Annotated in this window: 18 protein-coding genes and 1 tRNA gene; 5 read left to right on the forward strand and 14 right to left on the reverse strand. The window is 59.5% G+C overall.

Features of this window, described 5'->3' with window-relative positions:
• The first annotated feature begins 13 nt into the window (after positions 1-13).
• A complete protein-coding gene (gene pbpC / locus GNP00_RS06270; RefSeq protein WP_246263705.1) occupies positions 14-2,053 on the forward strand; it encodes a penicillin-binding protein 1C in 2,040 nt (679 codons plus the stop codon).
• A 9-nt stretch (positions 2,054-2,062) separates the two neighbouring features.
• Here pbpC and GNP00_RS06275 read toward each other — a convergent pair whose 3' ends face one another.
• From GNP00_RS06275 to GNP00_RS06290, 4 genes are all read right to left on the reverse strand, one after another.
• Positions 2,063-3,613 (reverse strand): SpoVR family protein, encoded by a 1,551-nt coding sequence (locus GNP00_RS06275; RefSeq protein WP_011579604.1) that lies wholly within the window; start codon positions 3,611-3,613, stop codon positions 2,063-2,065.
• Between the two features lie 5 nt (positions 3,614-3,618).
• Positions 3,619-4,929 carry a YeaH/YhbH family protein gene (locus tag GNP00_RS06280; RefSeq protein WP_011579603.1) on the reverse strand — a complete coding sequence of 437 codons (1,311 nt, stop codon included), beginning with the start codon at positions 4,927-4,929 and terminating at the stop codon, positions 3,619-3,621.
• A gap of 18 nt (positions 4,930-4,947) precedes the next feature.
• Positions 4,948-6,897, reverse strand: coding sequence for a PrkA family serine protein kinase (locus GNP00_RS06285; RefSeq protein WP_011579602.1), 1,950 nt, complete (start codon positions 6,895-6,897; stop codon positions 4,948-4,950).
• A gap of 340 nt (positions 6,898-7,237) precedes the next feature.
• Positions 7,238-8,098, reverse strand: a complete 861-nt coding sequence (locus tag GNP00_RS06290) for a DMT family transporter (RefSeq protein ID WP_049764908.1) — start codon at positions 8,096-8,098, stop codon at positions 7,238-7,240.
• A gap of 103 nt (positions 8,099-8,201) precedes the next feature.
• On the opposite strand from GNP00_RS06290, the gene GNP00_RS06295 reads away from it, so the two are divergent.
• Positions 8,202-9,653 carry an aminotransferase-like domain-containing protein gene (locus GNP00_RS06295; protein ID WP_011579600.1) on the forward strand — a complete coding sequence of 484 codons (1,452 nt, stop codon included), beginning with the start codon at positions 8,202-8,204 and terminating at the stop codon, positions 9,651-9,653.
• On the opposite strand, the gene GNP00_RS06300 is transcribed toward GNP00_RS06295, so the two are convergent.
• Positions 9,613-10,494 carry a lipid kinase gene (locus tag GNP00_RS06300; RefSeq protein ID WP_011579599.1) on the reverse strand — a complete coding sequence of 294 codons (882 nt, stop codon included), beginning with the start codon at positions 10,492-10,494 and terminating at the stop codon, positions 9,613-9,615. The genes GNP00_RS06295 and GNP00_RS06300 overlap by 41 nt on opposite strands.
• A 911-nt stretch (positions 10,495-11,405) precedes the next feature.
• Between GNP00_RS06300 and GNP00_RS06305 the strand changes: the two genes are divergently transcribed.
• On the forward strand, positions 11,406-11,738 hold the full coding sequence (locus GNP00_RS06305) for a hypothetical protein (protein ID WP_011579598.1): 333 nt from the start codon (positions 11,406-11,408) through the stop codon (positions 11,736-11,738).
• A 213-nt stretch (positions 11,739-11,951) separates the two neighbouring features.
• Here the strand turns inward: GNP00_RS06305 and GNP00_RS06310 are convergent.
• A tRNA-Thr gene (locus GNP00_RS06310) sits at positions 11,952-12,026 on the reverse strand.
• A 159-nt stretch (positions 12,027-12,185) separates the two neighbouring features.
• Here GNP00_RS06310 and GNP00_RS06315 point away from each other — a divergent pair.
• Positions 12,186-12,590 carry a hypothetical protein gene (locus GNP00_RS06315; protein WP_011579597.1) on the forward strand — a complete coding sequence of 135 codons (405 nt, stop codon included), beginning with the start codon at positions 12,186-12,188 and terminating at the stop codon, positions 12,588-12,590.
• 377 nt (positions 12,591-12,967) lie between these two features.
• Positions 12,968-13,246, forward strand: a complete 279-nt coding sequence (locus GNP00_RS06320) for a hypothetical protein (protein ID WP_011579596.1) — start codon at positions 12,968-12,970, stop codon at positions 13,244-13,246.
• Between the two features lie 179 nt (positions 13,247-13,425).
• Here the strand turns inward: GNP00_RS06320 and GNP00_RS06325 are convergent, their stop codons facing one another.
• The 8 genes from GNP00_RS06325 to GNP00_RS06360 are packed head-to-tail and all read right to left on the reverse strand — an operon-like array spanning position 13,426 to position 16,836.
• Positions 13,426-13,590 (reverse strand): hypothetical protein, encoded by a 165-nt coding sequence (locus tag GNP00_RS06325; protein WP_157038004.1) that lies wholly within the window; start codon positions 13,588-13,590, stop codon positions 13,426-13,428.
• Positions 13,590-14,579, reverse strand: coding sequence for a metallophosphoesterase (locus GNP00_RS06330; RefSeq protein ID WP_011579595.1), 990 nt, complete (start codon positions 14,577-14,579; stop codon positions 13,590-13,592). Before GNP00_RS06330 ends, GNP00_RS06325 begins: the two co-directional genes overlap by 1 nt.
• Complete coding sequence (locus tag GNP00_RS06335) at positions 14,579-15,196, reverse strand: S1 family peptidase (protein WP_011579594.1); 618 nt, start codon at positions 15,194-15,196, stop codon at positions 14,579-14,581. Before GNP00_RS06335 ends, GNP00_RS06330 begins: the two co-directional genes overlap by 1 nt.
• 9 nt (positions 15,197-15,205) lie before the next feature.
• Entirely contained in the window at positions 15,206-15,493 is a 288-nt protein-coding gene (locus GNP00_RS06340) for a calponin homology domain-containing protein (protein ID WP_011579593.1), read from the reverse strand.
• A complete protein-coding gene (locus tag GNP00_RS06345) occupies positions 15,490-15,672 on the reverse strand; it encodes a hypothetical protein (protein WP_166015779.1) in 183 nt (60 codons plus the stop codon). Before GNP00_RS06345 ends, GNP00_RS06340 begins: the two co-directional genes overlap by 4 nt.
• Positions 15,669-16,022 carry a hypothetical protein gene (locus GNP00_RS06350; RefSeq protein WP_011579592.1) on the reverse strand — a complete coding sequence of 118 codons (354 nt, stop codon included), beginning with the start codon at positions 16,020-16,022 and terminating at the stop codon, positions 15,669-15,671. Before GNP00_RS06350 ends, GNP00_RS06345 begins: the two co-directional genes overlap by 4 nt.
• Positions 16,022-16,225: a Pam3-gp28 family putative phage holin gene (locus GNP00_RS06355; protein ID WP_011579591.1), complete on the reverse strand. Its 204-nt coding sequence runs from the start codon at positions 16,223-16,225 to the stop codon at positions 16,022-16,024. Before GNP00_RS06355 ends, GNP00_RS06350 begins: the two co-directional genes overlap by 1 nt.
• Positions 16,222-16,836, reverse strand: coding sequence for a hypothetical protein (locus GNP00_RS06360; RefSeq protein ID WP_011579590.1), 615 nt, complete (start codon positions 16,834-16,836; stop codon positions 16,222-16,224). Before GNP00_RS06360 ends, GNP00_RS06355 begins: the two co-directional genes overlap by 4 nt.
• Positions 16,837-16,863: the final 27 nt, after the last annotated feature.

A 16,863-nucleotide genomic window follows, 5' to 3' on the forward strand; every position in this document is an offset into this window, starting at 1 on the left:
TACTGCTGCCGTTATGACCGCGGCCACGATCGCCGGCGCCTTCACCCTCCATCACCTCGATCAAGCCTATCCGCCCCCGCTTGAAAACACCGGCGCGCTTTCACAGGAAGTGGTGGACCGGAAAGGAGCGCTCTTGCGTGTCTATGCAGCGCCCGATGGGCGCTGGCGGCTGAAGGCGGAGATCGAACAGCTCGACCCGCAATTCATCAAGATGCTGGTCGCCTATGAGGACCGGCGCTTCTGGTCGCATTCCGGCGTTGATCCAATCGCCCTTGCTCGCGCGGCCATGCAGCTGGTGCTCAACGGCCGCGTCGTCTCCGGTGGCTCCACATTATCCATGCAGCTTGCACGGCTGATCGAGCCGCGGGAGGAGCGCAGCTTTTCAGCAAAATTCCGCCAGATCGCCCGAGCGCTACAGATCGAGTGGCGACTGTCAAAACGCGAGATCCTGAACCGCTATCTGACGCTCGCGCCCTATGGGGGCAACCTGGAGGGCGTGCGCGCCGCGAGCCTTGCCTGGTTTGGCAAGGAGCCGCAGAAACTCACACTTTCCGAGGCTGCCCTGCTTGTCGCCCTGCCGCAATCGCCCGAGGCGCGGCGGCCCGACCGCCATCCAGATACCGCGAAATCGGCGCGCGACCGGGTGCTGGCCCGCATGGCCAAGGCCGGCATTATTGCCGAGGGAGAGGTGGAGCGCGCCTCGCGCGGGAAGGTGGCGGCGCAGCGCCTGCCCATGCCCGCCTTTGCCGCGCATCTTGCCGACACCGTGATCCGTGCAACACCCGGGGAGCTGCGCCGGCCGCTGCTGCTTGACCGCGGTGTGCAGGCCGCGCTGGAGGAAGTGGCGCGTGAAGGCGCGCGGCGGCTCGGCCGCAAGGTGTCAGTGGCGATGGTCATGGCCGACGCCCGAACGGGCGACGTGCTCGCGCGCGTCGGATCGGCCGGTTATTTCGATTCAAGCCGGGCAGGCTGGATCGATATGAGCGTGGCCGAGCGGTCCCCCGGCTCGACGCTAAAGCCTTTTATCTACGCGCTTGCGATCGAAGACGGCCTCGTCATGCAGGAGACGATGATCGAGGACCGCCCAGGCAATTTCCACGGCTACCGCCCGCGCAATTTCGACATGGAGTATCAGGGCGATGTCACGGTCCGGCAGGCATTGCAGATGTCGCTCAATGTGCCGGCGATCCGGCTGCTTGATGCGGTTGGCACCGCCCGGCTTATCTCCCGGCTCAAGCGCGCCGGCGTGCAACTTGCGCTTCCAAAGGGGCAGGCGCCGGGGCTCGCCATCGGACTTGGAGGCGCAGGGCTGACGCTCGAGAAGCTGGTGCAAGCCTACACCGCGCTTGCCAATCGCGGCGAGGCCAGGATGCTGCGCTATTCGACCGAGGACGAAGAGACGGCCTCTACGGAGGTGCTGACACCAGCGGCCGCCTGGCAGATTGCCGATATGCTCTCGGGCGTGGTCCCGCCGCAAGGCGCGCCGCGCCTCGGCATCGCCTATAAGACCGGCACCTCCTACGGCTATCGCGACGCCTGGGCGGTGGGTTACGATGGCCGACACGTGCTGGGCGTGTGGGTTGGAAGGCCGGACGGAGGATCGGTGCCGGGTCTTACCGGCTATCTTGCCGCGGCGCCGATCCTGTTTGAAGCTTTCTCCCGCTCCGGTGTCGGGATTACGCCGTTTCCGCCCCGGCCTGCAGGGGCGGTACGGCTTACCGCGGCAGAATTGCCGATGCCGCTTCGCCGGTTCTCCTCCACGTTTTCAGCGGCGCAGACGGGAGCCCCCACGGAACCCGCACCGGAAATCGTCTTTCCGCCAGAAGGCGCACGCATCGATGTCGGTCTTTCCGAGAACCGCAATGCGGGAATCCTTGCCCTCAAAATCATTGGAGGGCGGGCGCCGTTCAGGTGGCTTGCCAATGGCAAGCCGCTTGCGGAAACCTTTCGCCGGCGCACCGCCTCATGGGCGCCTGATGGGGGCGGCGCTTCCACGCTCACCGTCATCGACGCGGCAGGGCGCACCGCCAGCGTCAGCGTTTTCCTGGAGTAGCAGCTCCGGTCAGCCTGCAGTGGCCGAGGTCTCGTAAAGCCTTGACTCTGTTTCCGCGTCCACGCCCGCAAGGCTTACATTATAGCCCCAGAGGCGGCAGACGTGCCGCAGCGTTGAATCGCGGCTTTCCTCGTCCAAAAGCACGCCGTTCTTCACATTGTGCTGCAGGCGCAGATGGCGGTCCCCCAAAAGGTCCACATCGACCACCTGGATATCCGGCTGACTCACCCCAATGTCGTAGCTGCGGGCTAGTGCCGCCCGGATAGCCTCGTATCCCCGCTCGTTGTGAATGGAGGCCACTTCGCAATAGGGGTCGCTCGACTTGTCCTTGAGCAGGAACAGCCTGAAATTGCGGATGAGCGTGGGGCTCAGATACTGCAATATAAAAGATTCGTCGCGATGGTTCGCCCAGGCATCGAGCAGCGTTTCGCGCCAGTTGCCCGTGCCGGCGATGTCGGGGAACCACTCACGATCCTCCGGCGTGGGTTCGTTGCAGATGCGCTGGATGTCCTGCATCAGCGCGAAACCCAGCGCGTAAGGGTTGATTCCGGGGAAGCGCGGATCATCGAAATCGGGCTGGAAGACGACGTTCGTATGGCTCTGGAGGATTTCCAGCATCGCGCCTTCGGAGATCTTCTCCTGATCGTAGAGCCGGTTCATGATGTAGTAGTGGACGAAGGTGGCACAACCTTCGTTCATCACCTTGGTCTGCCGCTGCGGATAAAAATACTGCGCAATCACGCGCACGATACGCAGGAGTTCCCGCTGCCAAGGCTGCAGGATGAGGCTGTTCTTCTCGAGAAAATAGAGGAGATTCTCTTCAGGCAGGTTCAGCTTTTTCTTGCGCTCGGCAACTTCCTGCTCAACCTCGTCCGCGTCGTCTTCCGAGGTGCGCGGCGGCAGTGTCCTCCAGAGATCGCTGAATGTTTGCTCTTCGTATTCCAGACGCTCGCGTGCGCGCTCCCGTTCCTTTTCGGAAGAAAGGCGCGGCGGACGACGATAGCGGAAAACGCCTTGGTCCATCAGCGCATGCGCGGAATCAAGGATCACTTCCACCGCCGGCGTCCCGTAACGCTCCTCGCATCTGGCGATATACTTCTTGGCGAACTCCATGTAGCTCAGAATGGCACTCGCATCGGTCCACTGCTGGAACAGATAATTGTTCTTGAAGAAATGGTTGTGGCCGAAGGAGGCATGCGCGGTCACCAGGGCCTGCATCGCCATGGTGTTCTCTTCCATCAGATAGGCGATGCAGGGATTGGAGTTGATCACCAGCTCATAGGCAAGGCCCCGCCGCCCCGAGCGATACAAATGGTCCTCGAAAACGAAGCGCTTGCCGAAGGACCAGTGCTGGTACATCAACGGCATGCCGACCGAGGAATAGGCGTCAAGCATCTGCTCTGAGGAGATTATCTCGAGCTGGTTGGGGTAGACATCCAGATGCAACTCTTCGAGTGCGATCTTCTCGATCGCATCGTAAGTTCGCGACAAAGTCGCAAAGTTCCAGTCCGAGCCGGCGAAGAGAAGTTTCGACCCTGCAGCAGATTTCGAGCCTGGCATTCCTGTCACCTGCGCGTCGGGGAGGCCGATTGTCGGGCAAAGAGCTTTCGGAAGACAGGGTAGATATCCGCCGGCCGCGCTATCCGCGTCATCTGAAAGTTTGGCCACTGGTCGCCGACGGTGCGATAGGCACGCCAGAGCGAAGTACCATTGTCAGTTGCCCCGAATATCTCCGTCTCCCGCTCATCGATGATTTCCACATAGGCGTAGTATTGGCAGAGCTGCATCAGCTCGTCGCGCAGCATCGAAGCGCAGCGCTCCGAATCCCCCGCGATATTGTCGCCGTCGGATGCCTGGGCAGCATAGATGTTCCACTCCCGCGACGGATATCGTTCGGCGATGATCCGCTGCATTTCCTCAAGCGCTGTGGAAACGACCGTGCCGCCGCTCTGGGTGGAATAGAAGAAAGTCTCCTCATCCACTTCCCGCGCCTCGTGGGTGTGGCGGATGAAGACGATGTCGATGCGCTCGTAGCGTCGCTTCAGGAAGAGGTGGAGCAGCACGAAAAAGCGCTTGGCGAGGTCCTTCTCCCGTTCACCCATGGAACTCGACACGTCCATGAGGCAGAACATGACAGCGCTGGCATTGGGCAGCGGTTGCTGTTCAAAGCGGTTGAAGCGGATGTCGATGGGGTCCACATAGGGAATGCGCCGACGCTTGCGCTCCAGCGACTCCAGCTCGGCGCGCAGCGCCTCCAGCTGCTTGCCCCCGAGCTTATCGGATTCCACCTCCAGCCGGGCAATTTCTGCCTCAAGACGCTCCACCTCCTGCCGCTTGGGCCGGTGAAGGGCGATGCGGCGGCCATAGCTGTTGCGCATGGTACGGCCGACATTGATGTTGGTCGGTGAGCCGCTGGTGGCAAAACCCGCACGGCGCGGCCTATAGGCCACCGCCTCCTTGAGATTGAGCTTCACCATATCCGGCAATTCGAGGTCCTCGAAAAAGAGGTCGAGAACCTCTTCACGCGAAAGCACGAACTGAAAGTCGTCGTCCGAGCCTCCCCGGCCGGCGCCAGTGCCGCCCTCGCCGCCGGAAGCTCCCGGCTTCGGCAGCCGGTCACCCGGCGCGAACTCCTTGTTGCCAGGCAGGATATAGCCCCGTTCGCCGCTGGACCGGTCAGGCCTGAAGGTCGGCTCGCTGGTGCCGCGCGCGGGCATCGGCACACGATGCTCCGCGTCCACATCGGTGATCTTGCCGGCCCTGACCTGCTCCTTGATCGTCCGCTTCAGTTCCTCCCTGGCCCGCTTGAGGAAGCGTTGCCTGTTGCCCAGGCTCTTGTCCTTGGGATTAAGCCGGCGATCGATATAAATCGGCATCAGGGAACCCGCGCATCGTTAGCCTGCCTTGTTGACACGCATATACCAGTCGACCAGGCGCCGAACCTGACGTTCGGTATAACCGCGTTCGACCATGCGCTGAACGAATTCCGCATGCTGCTTCTCAGTTTGGGAATCCTTTTTAGAACCGAAGCTGATTACCGGCAACAGGTCCTCAACCTGGCCGAACATCCGTTTTTCTATGACTTCCCGCAATTTTTCGTAGCTGGTCCACGACGGGTTGCGCCCGTTGTTCTTAGCGCGCGCCCTCAGCGTGAACTTCACCACCTCGTTGCGGAAATCCTTCGGATTTGCGATTCCAGCCGGCTTTTCGATCTGCGACAGCTCGCTATCGAGCACCTGCCGGTTGAGGATCTGCCCCGTGTCCGGATCTTTGAAGTCCTGGTCCTCCAGCCATGCATCCGCATAGGCGATATAGCGATCGAACAGGTTCTGCCCGTATTCGCTATAGGACTCCAGATACGCCTTCTGGATTTCGTGTCCTATGAATTCGGCGTAGCGCGTGGCGAGTTCCGATTTGATGAAATCAAGGAACGCCGTTTCCTTCTCCTTCGGGAACTGCTCGCGCCGGATCGCCTGCTCCAAGATGTACATGAGGTGTACCGGATCGGCGGCGACCTCCTTCGTATCGTAGTTAAAGGTCTCCGAAAGCACCTTGAAGGCAAACCGTGTGCTCACCCCCGTCATGCCTTCGTCCACGCCGGCAGCGTCACGGTACTCCTGGACGGACTTCGCCTTCGGATCGACATCCTTCAGGTTCTCGCCGTCGTAGACCCGCATCTTGGTGTAGAGGGACGAGTTTTCATGCTCGGTAAGACGCGTGGCAACCGTGAAGCGGCTCAAGATTTCCAGCACCTCTGGAGCGCAGGGCGCGCTTTTCAGCTCGCTCTCACGGAGAAGCTTGTCATAGATCATCTTCTCCTCGGTCACACGGAGGCAGTAGGGCACCTTCACCACAAGGATGCGGTCGAGGAAGGCTTCATTGTTCTTGTTGTTTTTGAATTGCAGCCATTCCGATTCGTTCGAGTGAGCGACCACGATGCCCTGATAGGGGAAGGCACCGAAGTTTTCGGTGCCGTTGTAGTTGCCTTCCTGTGTCGCGGTGAGCAGCGGATGCAACACCTTGATCGGCGCCTTGAACATCTCGACGAACTCAAGCAAGCCCTGGGTGGTCCGGTTCAGGCCGCCGCTATAGGAATAGGCGTCGGGATCGTGCTGGCTGAAATTTTCGAGCTGGCGGATATCGACCTTGCCCACGAGCGAGGAAACATCCTGATTGTTCTCGTCGCCTGGCTCGGTCTTCGCAATAGCGACCTGCCGGAGGCGCGAAGGCGTCAGCTTCACGACACTGAACTTGGAGATATCCCCGCCCACTTCCTCGAGGCGCTTGGCCGCCCATGGCGAGATCAGCCCTGTGAGCCGCCGCCGGGCTATGCCGTATTTGTCTTCCAGCAAGTCCGCCATGCGGTCGGGATGGAAAAGCCCCAGGGGAGACTCAAAGATCGGGCTGACCTTTCCGCCAACGGAAAGCGTATAGATCGGCCGCTGCTCCATCAATTTCTTCAGCCGCTCGGCAAGCGACGATTTGCCCCCGCCGACGGGCCCAAGGAGATAGAGGATCTGCTTGCGTTCTTCGAGACCCTGCGCGGCATAGCGGAAGTAGCCGACGATCCTTTCGATCGTGTCTTCCATGCCGTAGAAGTCCGAGAAGGCAGGGTAGATCTTTATCGTCCTATTGGCGAAGATTCGGCCCAGCCTTTCGTCGGTACTGGTATCGATCAAGGTAGGCTCGCCAATCGCATCCACCATCCTTTCGGCGGCGGTGGCATACATGGTTTTGTCATCCCGGCAAGCGAGGAGATATTCCTGGAGACTCATCTCTTCCCGCGCCGCGCTGCTGTAAATCTCAGAAAAGAGATCAAAGACGTCAGATTCGCTCCTGTGCATCGCACCTTCTCCCGACAGGCCGGTTGGTTGCAACGGAGATCGCTGCCTGTCGGCTCCTGCTTGGAGTGAACGGTTTCCCCCACCCAAAGTTCCTTACGGAACTCCCCGAAGCCAGCTTCCCGTGCATCGCCGTGCGCATGATCACCATCGAAGCCAAACGATAACACGAGCGGATGATTCAGGCTCCACTATTAAGGTGGTATGCTACTGCACGGCCTAGTTGTCCCCCATATTATGCCCAGTTCTGTGACATGAATGGGGCTGGGAAGGGACAAACTCGCTTTTTTTGCGTCGGGAGCAAATCGGGACGCGGTCCTGACGAATCAGGCGGGCGAGAAGCCTATCGCGACGCCTTCCTTGCGGCGACGACGCAGGAGATGACGCCGAAGGTAACCGCGACCATCGGCAGGCTCACCACCTCTCCCAGGAGCAGCCCCGCCATGGCGAGCCCGAAGAAGGGCTGGAGGAGCTGAAGCTGGCCAACGGCGGCAATGCCTCCCTGCGCAAGTCCGCGATACCAGAAGATAAAGCCGACAAGCATGCTGAAAACCGACACATAGGCCAGCCCAACCCAGGCTGGCCCGCGCACCTCTTCCAGATCGGGCGGAAAGGTGAACGCCGTCAGAAACAGCATCAGCGGCAGAGAGAGAACGAGCGCCCATGAGATCACTTGCCAGCCCCCGAGCCTGCGGGCGAGCTTGGCGCCTTCCGCGTAGCCTAACCCGCAAATGATGATGGCGGCGAGCATCAGGAGATCGCTCTCCGGCTCGGCGGAAAATCCGTGCGACAGTGCAAAGCCTGTTACGAGCATGGTGCCCAGCGCGGAAAAGAGCCAGAAGGAAAATCGCGGCCGCTCTCCCGCGCAAAGAACGCCAAAGAACGCCGTGGCGAGAGGCAGGAGCCCGATAAACATGATGGAGTGAGCCGAGGTGATTTGCCTCAAGGCAAGCGCCGTCAGAAGCGGAAAGCCAACGACGACCCCGAGCGCCACGACCAGCAGGGAACGCAAATCGCGTCTTTCCGGCCGCTCCTGGCGAAACAGGCAAAGCAGCGCCAGGGCAAGGAGGCCCGCAATGGAAGCCCGGGCTACCGTCAGGAACAAGGGATCAAAACCCGCCACCGCGGCACGCGTGGCTGGAAGCGAACCACTGAAGATCAGAACTCCGGCAAATCCGTTGATCCAGCCGTTCGCCCGTTGCATCGACATCTCCATTTTGCCCCTTGCATCCGAAACGGGCACGAACTTTTCCAGAGACAGGGCGGTACAATTTGCTAAAACTGTTCTCTCACGGGAGCAGTACAGTATGGAACAGCGTCTCGACCGAACGGCGAATGGCGGCAGGCTGGTCGACATGGTGATGGACGCAGTCCGGAACCGCATCGCCTCACGCAGCCTGTCGCCCGGCGCACGCCTTCCCTCGGTTCGGGCCTGCGCGAAAACGCTGCAGGTTTCGAGTTCGACGGTTGTTGAAGCCTATGAACGGCTGGTGGCCGAAGGCATCATTCGTTCGCGCCCCGGCTCCGGATTCTATGTCACCGCACCGCTCGCGCCGCTCTCGCTTGCCGAAATCGGACCCAAGCTCGACCGAGAGATCGACCCCCTATGGATATCGCGCCAATCATTGGCCAGCGGGGAGGACGTGCTGAAACCAGGCTGCGGCTGGCTCCCCGCATCCTGGATGCCGGAGGAAGCATTGCGCAAGGCGCTGCGCGCGCTTTCCCGCGCCGACACTTCCACCTTGGCGGATTACGGCACGCCGTTCGGCCTGCCTGCGCTGCGTGTGCTGCTTGCCCGCCGAATGGCGGATCACGGAATAGAAGCTGCGCCAGAGCAGATCATCCTCACCGAGTCGGGAACCCACGCTATCGACCTTCTCTGCCGTTTTCTCTTAGAGCCCGGTGATGCGGTGATCGTGGACGACCCCTGCTACTTCAATTTTCATGCTCTCTTGCGGGCGCATCGCGCCAAGCCGGTCGGAGTGCCCTATACGCCGAACGGCCCCGACATTGCTCAGTTCGCCAAAGCCCTGGAGGAACACCGGCCACGGCTCTACATCACCAATTCCGCTCTGCAGAACCCGACCGGCGTAACGCTTTCACCCGTGACAGCCCACAAGATCCTGAAGCTTGCGGAAGATAGCGGGCTCACCATCATCGAGGACGATATCTTCGCCGATTTCGAGTGGAAGCACGCGCCGCGGCTCGCGGCCTTCGACGGCCTGGAACGGGTGGTGCATATCGGGAGCTTCTCCAAGACCCTTTCGGCCTCGATTCGGTGCGGCTTTATCGCGGCGCCCCGCCGGTGGATCGAAGATCTCGCCGACCTGAAAGTAGCTACCAGTTTTGGCGGAGGGCGTCTCTCGGCCGAGCTCGTCTTGATGTTGCTCAAAGACGGAACCTACCGCCGACACCTTGAAGCCCTGCGTACCCGCCTGGCAAGCGCGATGGAGGAAACGATCACACGGCTTAAGCCCCTCGGCATAGAGCCATGGGTAAAACCTGAAGGTGGCCTTTTTCTCTGGTGCAGGCTTCCGGAAGGAATCGACGCAGCAGCGGTCGCGCGACGTGCCCTCTCCGAAAATGTCGTGCTGGCACCCGGAAACGCCTTCAGCCTCTCACATTCGGCGAACGGTTTCCTGCGCTTCAATGTCGCTCAGTCAAAGGACGAGCGGATCTATCGCGTGCTTGAGATGGCCATGCGCGATTACGGCGGGCTTATGGGGCAAAGACCGAGATCGCCTTGGGATGCACTTTGAAATGCGCTGGCGTGGAGGTCACGATTTCGCCGTCGGCATTGACGGGCATGGGTGCCTCCGTCTCGATATCGAATTCCACGCATTTCGCCGTCCGCACCTCATTCCACGCACCATGTTTGCCCGTGCGGAAGGAGCGCAACATCAATGCGAGCTTCCAGAGATTTTTCATCTCGAGGCTGTAAAGATCGAGATGGCCGTCGTCGATCTCGGCGTCTTCCTGTACGACATTGCCGCCACCGTAATGGACGCCGTTGCCTACCGCTATCTGATAGGTATCGACCTCGATCGCCTGGCCCTTCTCCACGATACGGGCCTTGAAGTGTCCCGACTTCGCCAGAACGCGCAGTGCGGCAATTGCATAGCCGAGCCGGCCGAAACGCTTTTTCAATGCCGGATCCAACCCCTTGGCCAGTTCACTGCTGAGCCCGATGCTGGCTACATTGAAGAAGGCGTGCCCATTGACGGTGCCAACGTCGACCCGCCGCTCCTTGCCCTTGACGATCACATCGGCGGCCGCCGTCAAGTCCATGGGTATGTCGAGAGTGCGAGCCAGATCGTTGGCCGTCCCCAGCGGAATAATGCCCATCGGGAGGCCACTTTCCATCACAGCGAGCGCCGCCGAGGAGACGGAGCCGTCACCACCGCCCACGACGATAAGATCAGCCCGCTTACGCAGGCGCATGATATCGCGCGCGATCTCGGGGAGCGCTTCGAATGGCTCGAAGGCGACCGACAGACCGCCCTGCTGAAGGCGCTGCATGACCGGCTCGATCGCTTCCTGGCCACGGCGGGCTTTGTTGTTGACGAGGAGGAGTGCGCGCCTTTGTTGTGCTTCGGTCATATCTGTCCCAAGGTTTCGATGCAGCTCAAATAGGAACTCCCTCTTGGAAATTCGACAGCAGCCCGGCTGGTTGGAGGTAAGTGTATGAAAGTGAACCTGCCGAAGAGGCGCTCTCCGCGCACTGCAGAAGCAGCGCGATTATAATCGATTCCGGCGTGAAAATTTTTTCAAGTTATAGTTGTGGGCTATTTAAATATAAGCGGTGAATCGGGCCATAAGGGGTGCGTCAGATCGAACTGCCGCAACTCAAGGCGATCAAGATGCACCAAGAAGACAACAATGCACCAGGGCAACGAAAGAAGTCGTTTCTTTGGTGGCATGACTTCAGCCAAGCACGGAGCGATGCTCGAAGGGCAAAAATGACTCTGTACGGGCGTTCCCACGTGAAGAGGTGCAGACAACGCCTGCTCGAGCGGTATGAAGAAAGCTGGCCCACTCGAGCTCCGGGCCGGCTTACCCTGCCTCCTCGGCTTGGCATCTCAGGTACCAGGAAGAGGAAGCTTGGCAGCCCTTAGCGCTGCGCATGAGCGATAGCCGGTCCTCCCGCCCCCCGGACTGGCTTGGTCCAAGGCCCCGTTCGGGCAAGCAATTGTCTGAAAACGGGGCCTTGGAACCCCTGATAGTGCCGCACGCCTGCGGCAAGCAATGTCGGTCCTCCCGCCCCCCGGACCGACTCTTACCAAGGTCCTGCTCCAAGCGACTGGCTGGAGCGGGACCTTGGAACCCTGATAATGCCGCACGCCTGCGGCAAGCAATGTCGGTCCTCCCGCCCCCCGGACCGGCTTACCCAAGGCCCTGCTCCGGCAAGCGATTGTGGGAGCGGGGCCTTGGAATAGCAAAGCGCGCATCCTCCCTATCCACCGATGGGAGGTCCCGTTATTTTCAGCCATCCCGCATGAAATGGATGGCCCATGTCCCCCACAAGCTTTGCGCTTCTAACACTCTCCACGATGATCTTCATCGCAGCTGCCAGCTCAGCCAAGAACTGGGCCATTTCAAACGACAACTTCGTCTGGCTCATACTCACGCTGGTGCTCTATACGATCGGCAACCTCATTATGCTGAGGCTGATCCGCGATGTTGGAATGGCAATCGCGCTCAGCCTCTCGGCCGTCGTGCAGCTTGTTGCGGTGAACGCGGTGGCGCTTTTCTTCTTCGGCGAGCGAATTACCCTGTTTCAGGGAGCCGGCCTTCTTCTTGCCGTCATCGCCGTCACGTTGATCACTCTGCCGCTGGGGGAATAAAGGCGCTCATCTTCGACGCCTGGTCGCGAGGAGAATCGTCAGCTCCGGAAGCTGGAAATCAGCCCCGCCTTAACGGCGGTATCTTATTTGGCATCAATTCGGCTGCACTAGTTTTGCACCAGCAGAGCCGAGGATTCGTTTGATTTGGCACGTTGAAAAGCCCGGTGCCGGTTAGGCCCGCGTTCCGTAAGAGCTTAATTGGTAGAGGAAAAATGGTGCTGCCGGACAGGATTGAACTGTCGACCTCTCCCTTACCAAGGGAGTGCTCTACCACTGAGCTACGGCAGCGATGGGCGGCTTTTCGGGCATTTCTGCACATTCGTCAAGCCATCCCCTTGCAGGTTTTTGCAGAACATCACAGGAACAGGTAAGGTGGTGTGGCCCACCAGTGGCCCAAAATCCAATGAAGACGTTCCGGGTGTGTTCCTTATGGCTGGAGAATAGAGAATGAGTGAGACGATACCGGAAGACGTGATGAAGGCGGCACGCAAGGCTGCAAATTTCGCGCTTGCTGGCCTACCCCTCGGAGCCAGCGTGGATGCCGCTCGTGAAGTTGTTGAGACGAGTGCGGGCTACATCGCCCGCGCCATTATGGCAGAGAGGGAGAGGTTCACCGATGCCCTGCGCGAGGCAGATAGGCACGCGGTCAAGGTGGAGGGTCTATTGGACGGCCATATCGCGTGGGAAGAGGAGCGGCCCCCGATAGCATGCATCGAGGCGGTCAAGAACTACCTTGACCGGGAGTGGATATCAAAAGGGTGCGAAACGGAGCATGCATTTGGCTGCGCATCGTGCCAAGCTGTCTTTCTCAAGAAGCAACTGGACAGTCTAATAGACCGCTCGGAGGACTAGCCGTGCGCCCCACCGAACGCAACATAGGCTATCTTCTAGCAGCCGCTATTATCCTGGCTGTGGTGATTTGGATGGTGGGGTGAGATGAAGAAAGAACTGCTTACAGAGGACGAACTGAAACAGGCATTGCGCACTGCGGTAGAGGCTGCGGGTGGCGCGAAGAAGTGGCTCCGAGCCAATAAGATCACAGGGAAGGATCATATCCTTCACATGGTATCAGATGGACGAGCGGCCACTTTACCGGACATTTTGAGGGTGTTGGGATACAGGCCCGTCACTCTGTTCGAGTGCGTCCCAGAGAGTGGGAAGTGACGGATTGACTCCCGGAACAGAATAGGAACATATTCCTGCCATGCGCCGCAACAGGAGAGCATGGAATGTCTCTGCGCTTAGTCTGGCGGAGAACATGGGATGATCGGCCTCAGGATTTCATCTGCTTCGCACCGGGCTTGGATGAATCGGTTGGCCGTATCTACAGCACCCTAAAGCCGGGAACGCTCGTCAAGCAGTGGAGATGGGCCGCCAACGGGTACATACCTGACCGGCGCATGTGGTTGAGCCAGGGCGGCTTTGCTGACACAAAGATGGAAGCAGCCAAGGCCGTAGAGGAAGTGTATTTCAGGGTGATGGGGGAGAAATGCGCGTCCCAAGAATAAAGCCGCCGTCTCAGGAGGAGATCGTTCGCAATCTCGTCTGCGAAATTGAATTAGGCGTTCAGTGGGAAGACGCTACCGAAGATGAGCGGGAGTGCGTGCGCTTGAGAATGGAAGAGATAGCCGCATTTCCTGAAATGAATGTGTGGCCTACTCACCTGCCGGGGAAGACGAGGCAGTAACTAATCCAGCTTCCGGGGTATCCAGCGCAGGCTGCTTGTGGCCTGCATGGCAAGCTCCAGCACTTCAATGAATGACAGTTCGGTGATCTTCAGGCCGTCATGCATCAGTTCCCATTTGGGCTGATTGCCTTCCATCGATACGCGGATATGGACGCGGTTAGTCATTAGGAAAATCGCTCCTGCAAGTCGAGCATTGAGATAAAGCTGGCGCTTTCGACGCGGCCTCCCCGCAACCGCAAATCTGCGATGCCGTAGGAGTAACCCGTTGTGCAGCCATCGGCGTAGTTGGGGATGTAGCCGTAGGGCATTGCACAACCCACGTTCGTCACGGTGATCGAATTGTTGATCCCGATCTTCGGCACGGTGACGTGGTTGTACCGGTGGGTATGGCCGAAGACGACAGAATGCGTGGATTGGTTGCCGATGGTGTTTTCCGGGTATCTGCCGCCCACCGGCTTTCCCATGATGCTCAGGGGAACGTGGGTGAAGCCGACGCCTTCAAGGAACATCCAGTGCTTGTAGGGGGTAATGGCCCACCTGTAGCGGGAGAAAAGCTGATCGATCTGGATAGTGACTGTGCCGGTCAGATTGGGGGCAAGCTCCTCAAGGCGATTGGCGCGAAACTCATGGTTCCCCAGCGTTACGTGGTGCGGAATTTCCCCTACCCCGACTTCCTTATGGTACTCGCTCAGGGATTCATCGCCGTGGTCGATCTCATCCAGAACGCAGGGCCGCTGCATTTGCGCAGCAGAGCCGGGAGCGCTGTGAAATTCGCAGCTCTCCATGTCTAAAAAGTCGCCAATCTGAATGACATTATCGGGGCGCGTCTCAGCCACATACCGGCCAATGAAGCGCATGATTTCTATCGGTTGTCCCGGCTTGCGGTGCATGTCACCGATGCAGATCACACGCCGCGCCTGCAGTTCCCGCGTCATATTGGGGTTGTAGGCCCTGACGCGAATGCGCGGCTTACCGGTGCCAAGGTCGCCCAGGTCCGGAGTGTATTGGACTTCCTCACGCGCCTTCTTCACATACTTACGTACGCTGCTTTCCGCTACGCCGTGAATCCTGCCTGTCTCTCTGAAATTTCCTGTCTCCCTATAGGTCTGGATGATCTTCTGGATCGTCTCATCATCGAGAGAGGGGATTTTCATCAGGCACCCCGCGCAAGGAGGTCACAAACAACGCGGCCTGGTACAACGTAGCCCACACCCACCAGCGAGGCCGAGAAACCAACCGGCGCGACCATGACGCCAACGGTGATTCCGATTAGACGCCCTTGGGTGTCGAAAACACCGCCGCCGCTCTGACCCGGCACTGTTGCAATGTCCGTTATAACCACGGACTTCCACGGCCCAGCCTCACGGACGGAATCGGCTATGCGGCCCCACACAGTGATGAACTCGGCATTGATGGGGTTGCCCTTGGCAATCACCTCATCGCCCACGGAAGGGACGGTGCAGGCGAGCCGGGACATTCCTAACCCAGACCGATCCGAGACACGCAAGAGCGCGATGTCGTAAGCCTTGTTGGCCCACAGCACGACTGCTTCGGCCTCGCCCCCGGATGATGTCTTTAGCTCAACCTTCTCGGCAGTACCCACCACATGGGATGCGCTGATGATATAGCCGTCCCCGATGTGAACGCCTGAGCCGTGGCCTGCGCCAACGATGATCTTCACCACGGAATCAGCCATGGCGGGTTGTCTGGAGAATGAGCACGCGGTGAGAAGCGCGGCAGCGAAGGCCACCACGACAAACAGAGTCCTCATGCGGGCCTCCTATGATGTTGAACGGGTACGCTTGGGAGGATTTTCAAAGAGCCGGTCTATGCGGTCGTTCAGGCTCTTGATGTCAGTGCGGACAGAATGGATTGCTTCAAGCATCGCTTGCGTCTGCTCGCGCTGTCCCTGCTTGGTGACGTAGGTTTCCGCCACGTGGAGCTTGTATTGAGACAGGTCTGTTTCAATCGAGCGGATAACGGCCTGCCATCGCCACCAGATGCCGCCAAGGGCGACAAGGAAGCTGAACAGACCGGCGAGCGCTTCCCAGCTGACCGCGCCCGTCATTTGCCGCCTCCCTTCTTGAGAGCAGCAATCTCTATTTGGATCTGGCAATATCGCTGAAAGTCTGCCATCGCATCGTCATCCACCGCGCACCAGCCGCCAGCATCCATTGCCGCCTTCTTGGCCTTGGCGTTTAGCGAGCGTGCCTCACGGCGCAATTCCTTGATACGCTCGCTGCTCATTTGCGCCTCACCACACGCTCAAAGGCGGCAATCCCGAAGATGCTCGCCAGGATCATGTCAAACCTGCTCATGAACCATGCCGGGAGCTGGAGCGGCGTTAGCCAGCCCATGGGATAGGTGCTGTCGATGAGGATGGCAGCGATGTAGGCGGCACACGACATCTCAGCGACGAATAGCGGCAGGCGTCCGAGGACATAGGACAGCTTTATACGCCGAACCGCTTCATCTGCCCTGTAGGCCGCTTCTGTCACGCCTGCTTCAAGGCGGGCCTTATCGCGCTGGTTGTCGAGATACTTTTCGCCAAGCGCCGTGAGGGGGCGCAAGAGCGCCGATACGAGCCACCCCAGCACTAGAGTTCCCACCCCATCTTGCGGGCGAGGCGATAGAAAAATTCCGTGCCAATGCCCATCAGGACGCCGACCGCGGCGGTGGCAAGCTCGATAAGGTCAGGGTCGGTGTTGATTAGTGAGGCGCTGTCAGGGTCAAGAATGCCCTTCGCTACAAGCATGCCTGCGACGTATCGCAGGATGATACGTGCGATTGGTCCGCTCATGGGTGCCTCCTGAAGATGCGTGAGAGGAAGGAGATGAGAAGGGAAAGGAAGGTGGCCGGTCTTTGTGCCGAATCTGCACCTATATCATTGTTTTCATTGGAATTTGGGGTGGCCGTCCCGCCGTACCCCTCTGCCTTCAGTAGCGCGTCGTACTGCTTCGCTAGGTCTGCGATCTGTGCGGCCTTGTCGGTGCCGTTCACGATCCGGCGCGCGCTGACGAAGTTTGAGGACTTCAGGGTGATGTAGTCGGAGAGCTTCTTGCCGGTGAACCAGCCTTCGGCCATGCCGATGACCAGCACGTCAGCAGCGGTGTGGGGGTCAAGCGCAAGATCAGGGTCCTTGTCGAGCGCTACGCCGGTCTTCTTCGCGGCTTTCTGGTAGTTGGCTTCCCACGTTAATTGAACAAAGCCCCTGCCGTACCAGGGGTAATAGCGAAGGTTGTTCCTACGCCACGTCTCAGAGAGCCAATAGGCCTCCTTGACGGGCTTCATGGTGTGGGCTGTTTCCCACCGCGCCGTGGCAAGCACATAGGCCGTTTGATTGCGGAGAAGCCCATGTTTTAGGCATGTGTCTATGATCAGGCGCGTGTGGCCTGTTACAAGGTCAACCATTGATTGACGCCCTCAAGTTGCTTTATT

Source organism: Chelativorans multitrophicus (assembly GCF_011317445.1).
GTDB lineage: Bacteria > Pseudomonadota > Alphaproteobacteria > Rhizobiales > Rhizobiaceae > Chelativorans > Chelativorans multitrophicus.

Coding starts and splice junctions, on each gene's coding strand:
- GNP00_RS06345 (WP_166015779.1), bottom strand. CDS start 15,672: ATGAGCAGCGAGCGTATCAAGGAATTGCGCCGTGAGGCACGCTCGCTA.
- GNP00_RS06280 (WP_011579603.1), bottom strand. CDS start 4,929: ATGCCGATTTATATCGATCGCCGGCTTAATCCCAAGGACAAGAGCCTG.
- pbpC (WP_246263705.1), top strand. CDS start 14: ATGACCGCGGCCACGATCGCCGGCGCCTTCACCCTCCATCACCTCGAT.
- GNP00_RS06305 (WP_011579598.1), top strand. CDS start 11,406: ATGTCCCCCACAAGCTTTGCGCTTCTAACACTCTCCACGATGATCTTC.
- GNP00_RS06315 (WP_011579597.1), top strand. CDS start 12,186: ATGAGTGAGACGATACCGGAAGACGTGATGAAGGCGGCACGCAAGGCT.
- GNP00_RS06335 (WP_011579594.1), bottom strand. CDS start 15,196: ATGAGGACTCTGTTTGTCGTGGTGGCCTTCGCTGCCGCGCTTCTCACC.
- GNP00_RS06330 (WP_011579595.1), bottom strand. CDS start 14,579: ATGAAAATCCCCTCTCTCGATGATGAGACGATCCAGAAGATCATCCAG.
- GNP00_RS06295 (WP_011579600.1), top strand. CDS start 8,202: ATGGAACAGCGTCTCGACCGAACGGCGAATGGCGGCAGGCTGGTCGAC.
- GNP00_RS06325 (WP_157038004.1), bottom strand. CDS start 13,590: ATGACTAACCGCGTCCATATCCGCGTATCGATGGAAGGCAATCAGCCC.
- GNP00_RS06355 (WP_011579591.1), bottom strand. CDS start 16,225: ATGAGCGGACCAATCGCACGTATCATCCTGCGATACGTCGCAGGCATG.
- GNP00_RS06300 (WP_011579599.1), bottom strand. CDS start 10,494: ATGACCGAAGCACAACAAAGGCGCGCACTCCTCCTCGTCAACAACAAA.
- GNP00_RS06320 (WP_011579596.1), top strand. CDS start 12,968: ATGTCTCTGCGCTTAGTCTGGCGGAGAACATGGGATGATCGGCCTCAG.
- GNP00_RS06290 (WP_049764908.1), bottom strand. CDS start 8,098: ATGCAACGGGCGAACGGCTGGATCAACGGATTTGCCGGAGTTCTGATC.
- GNP00_RS06360 (WP_011579590.1), bottom strand. CDS start 16,836: ATGGTTGACCTTGTAACAGGCCACACGCGCCTGATCATAGACACATGC.
- GNP00_RS06275 (WP_011579604.1), bottom strand. CDS start 3,613: ATGCCAGGCTCGAAATCTGCTGCAGGGTCGAAACTTCTCTTCGCCGGC.
- GNP00_RS06340 (WP_011579593.1), bottom strand. CDS start 15,493: ATGACGGGCGCGGTCAGCTGGGAAGCGCTCGCCGGTCTGTTCAGCTTC.
- GNP00_RS06285 (WP_011579602.1), bottom strand. CDS start 6,897: ATGCACAGGAGCGAATCTGACGTCTTTGATCTCTTTTCTGAGATTTAC.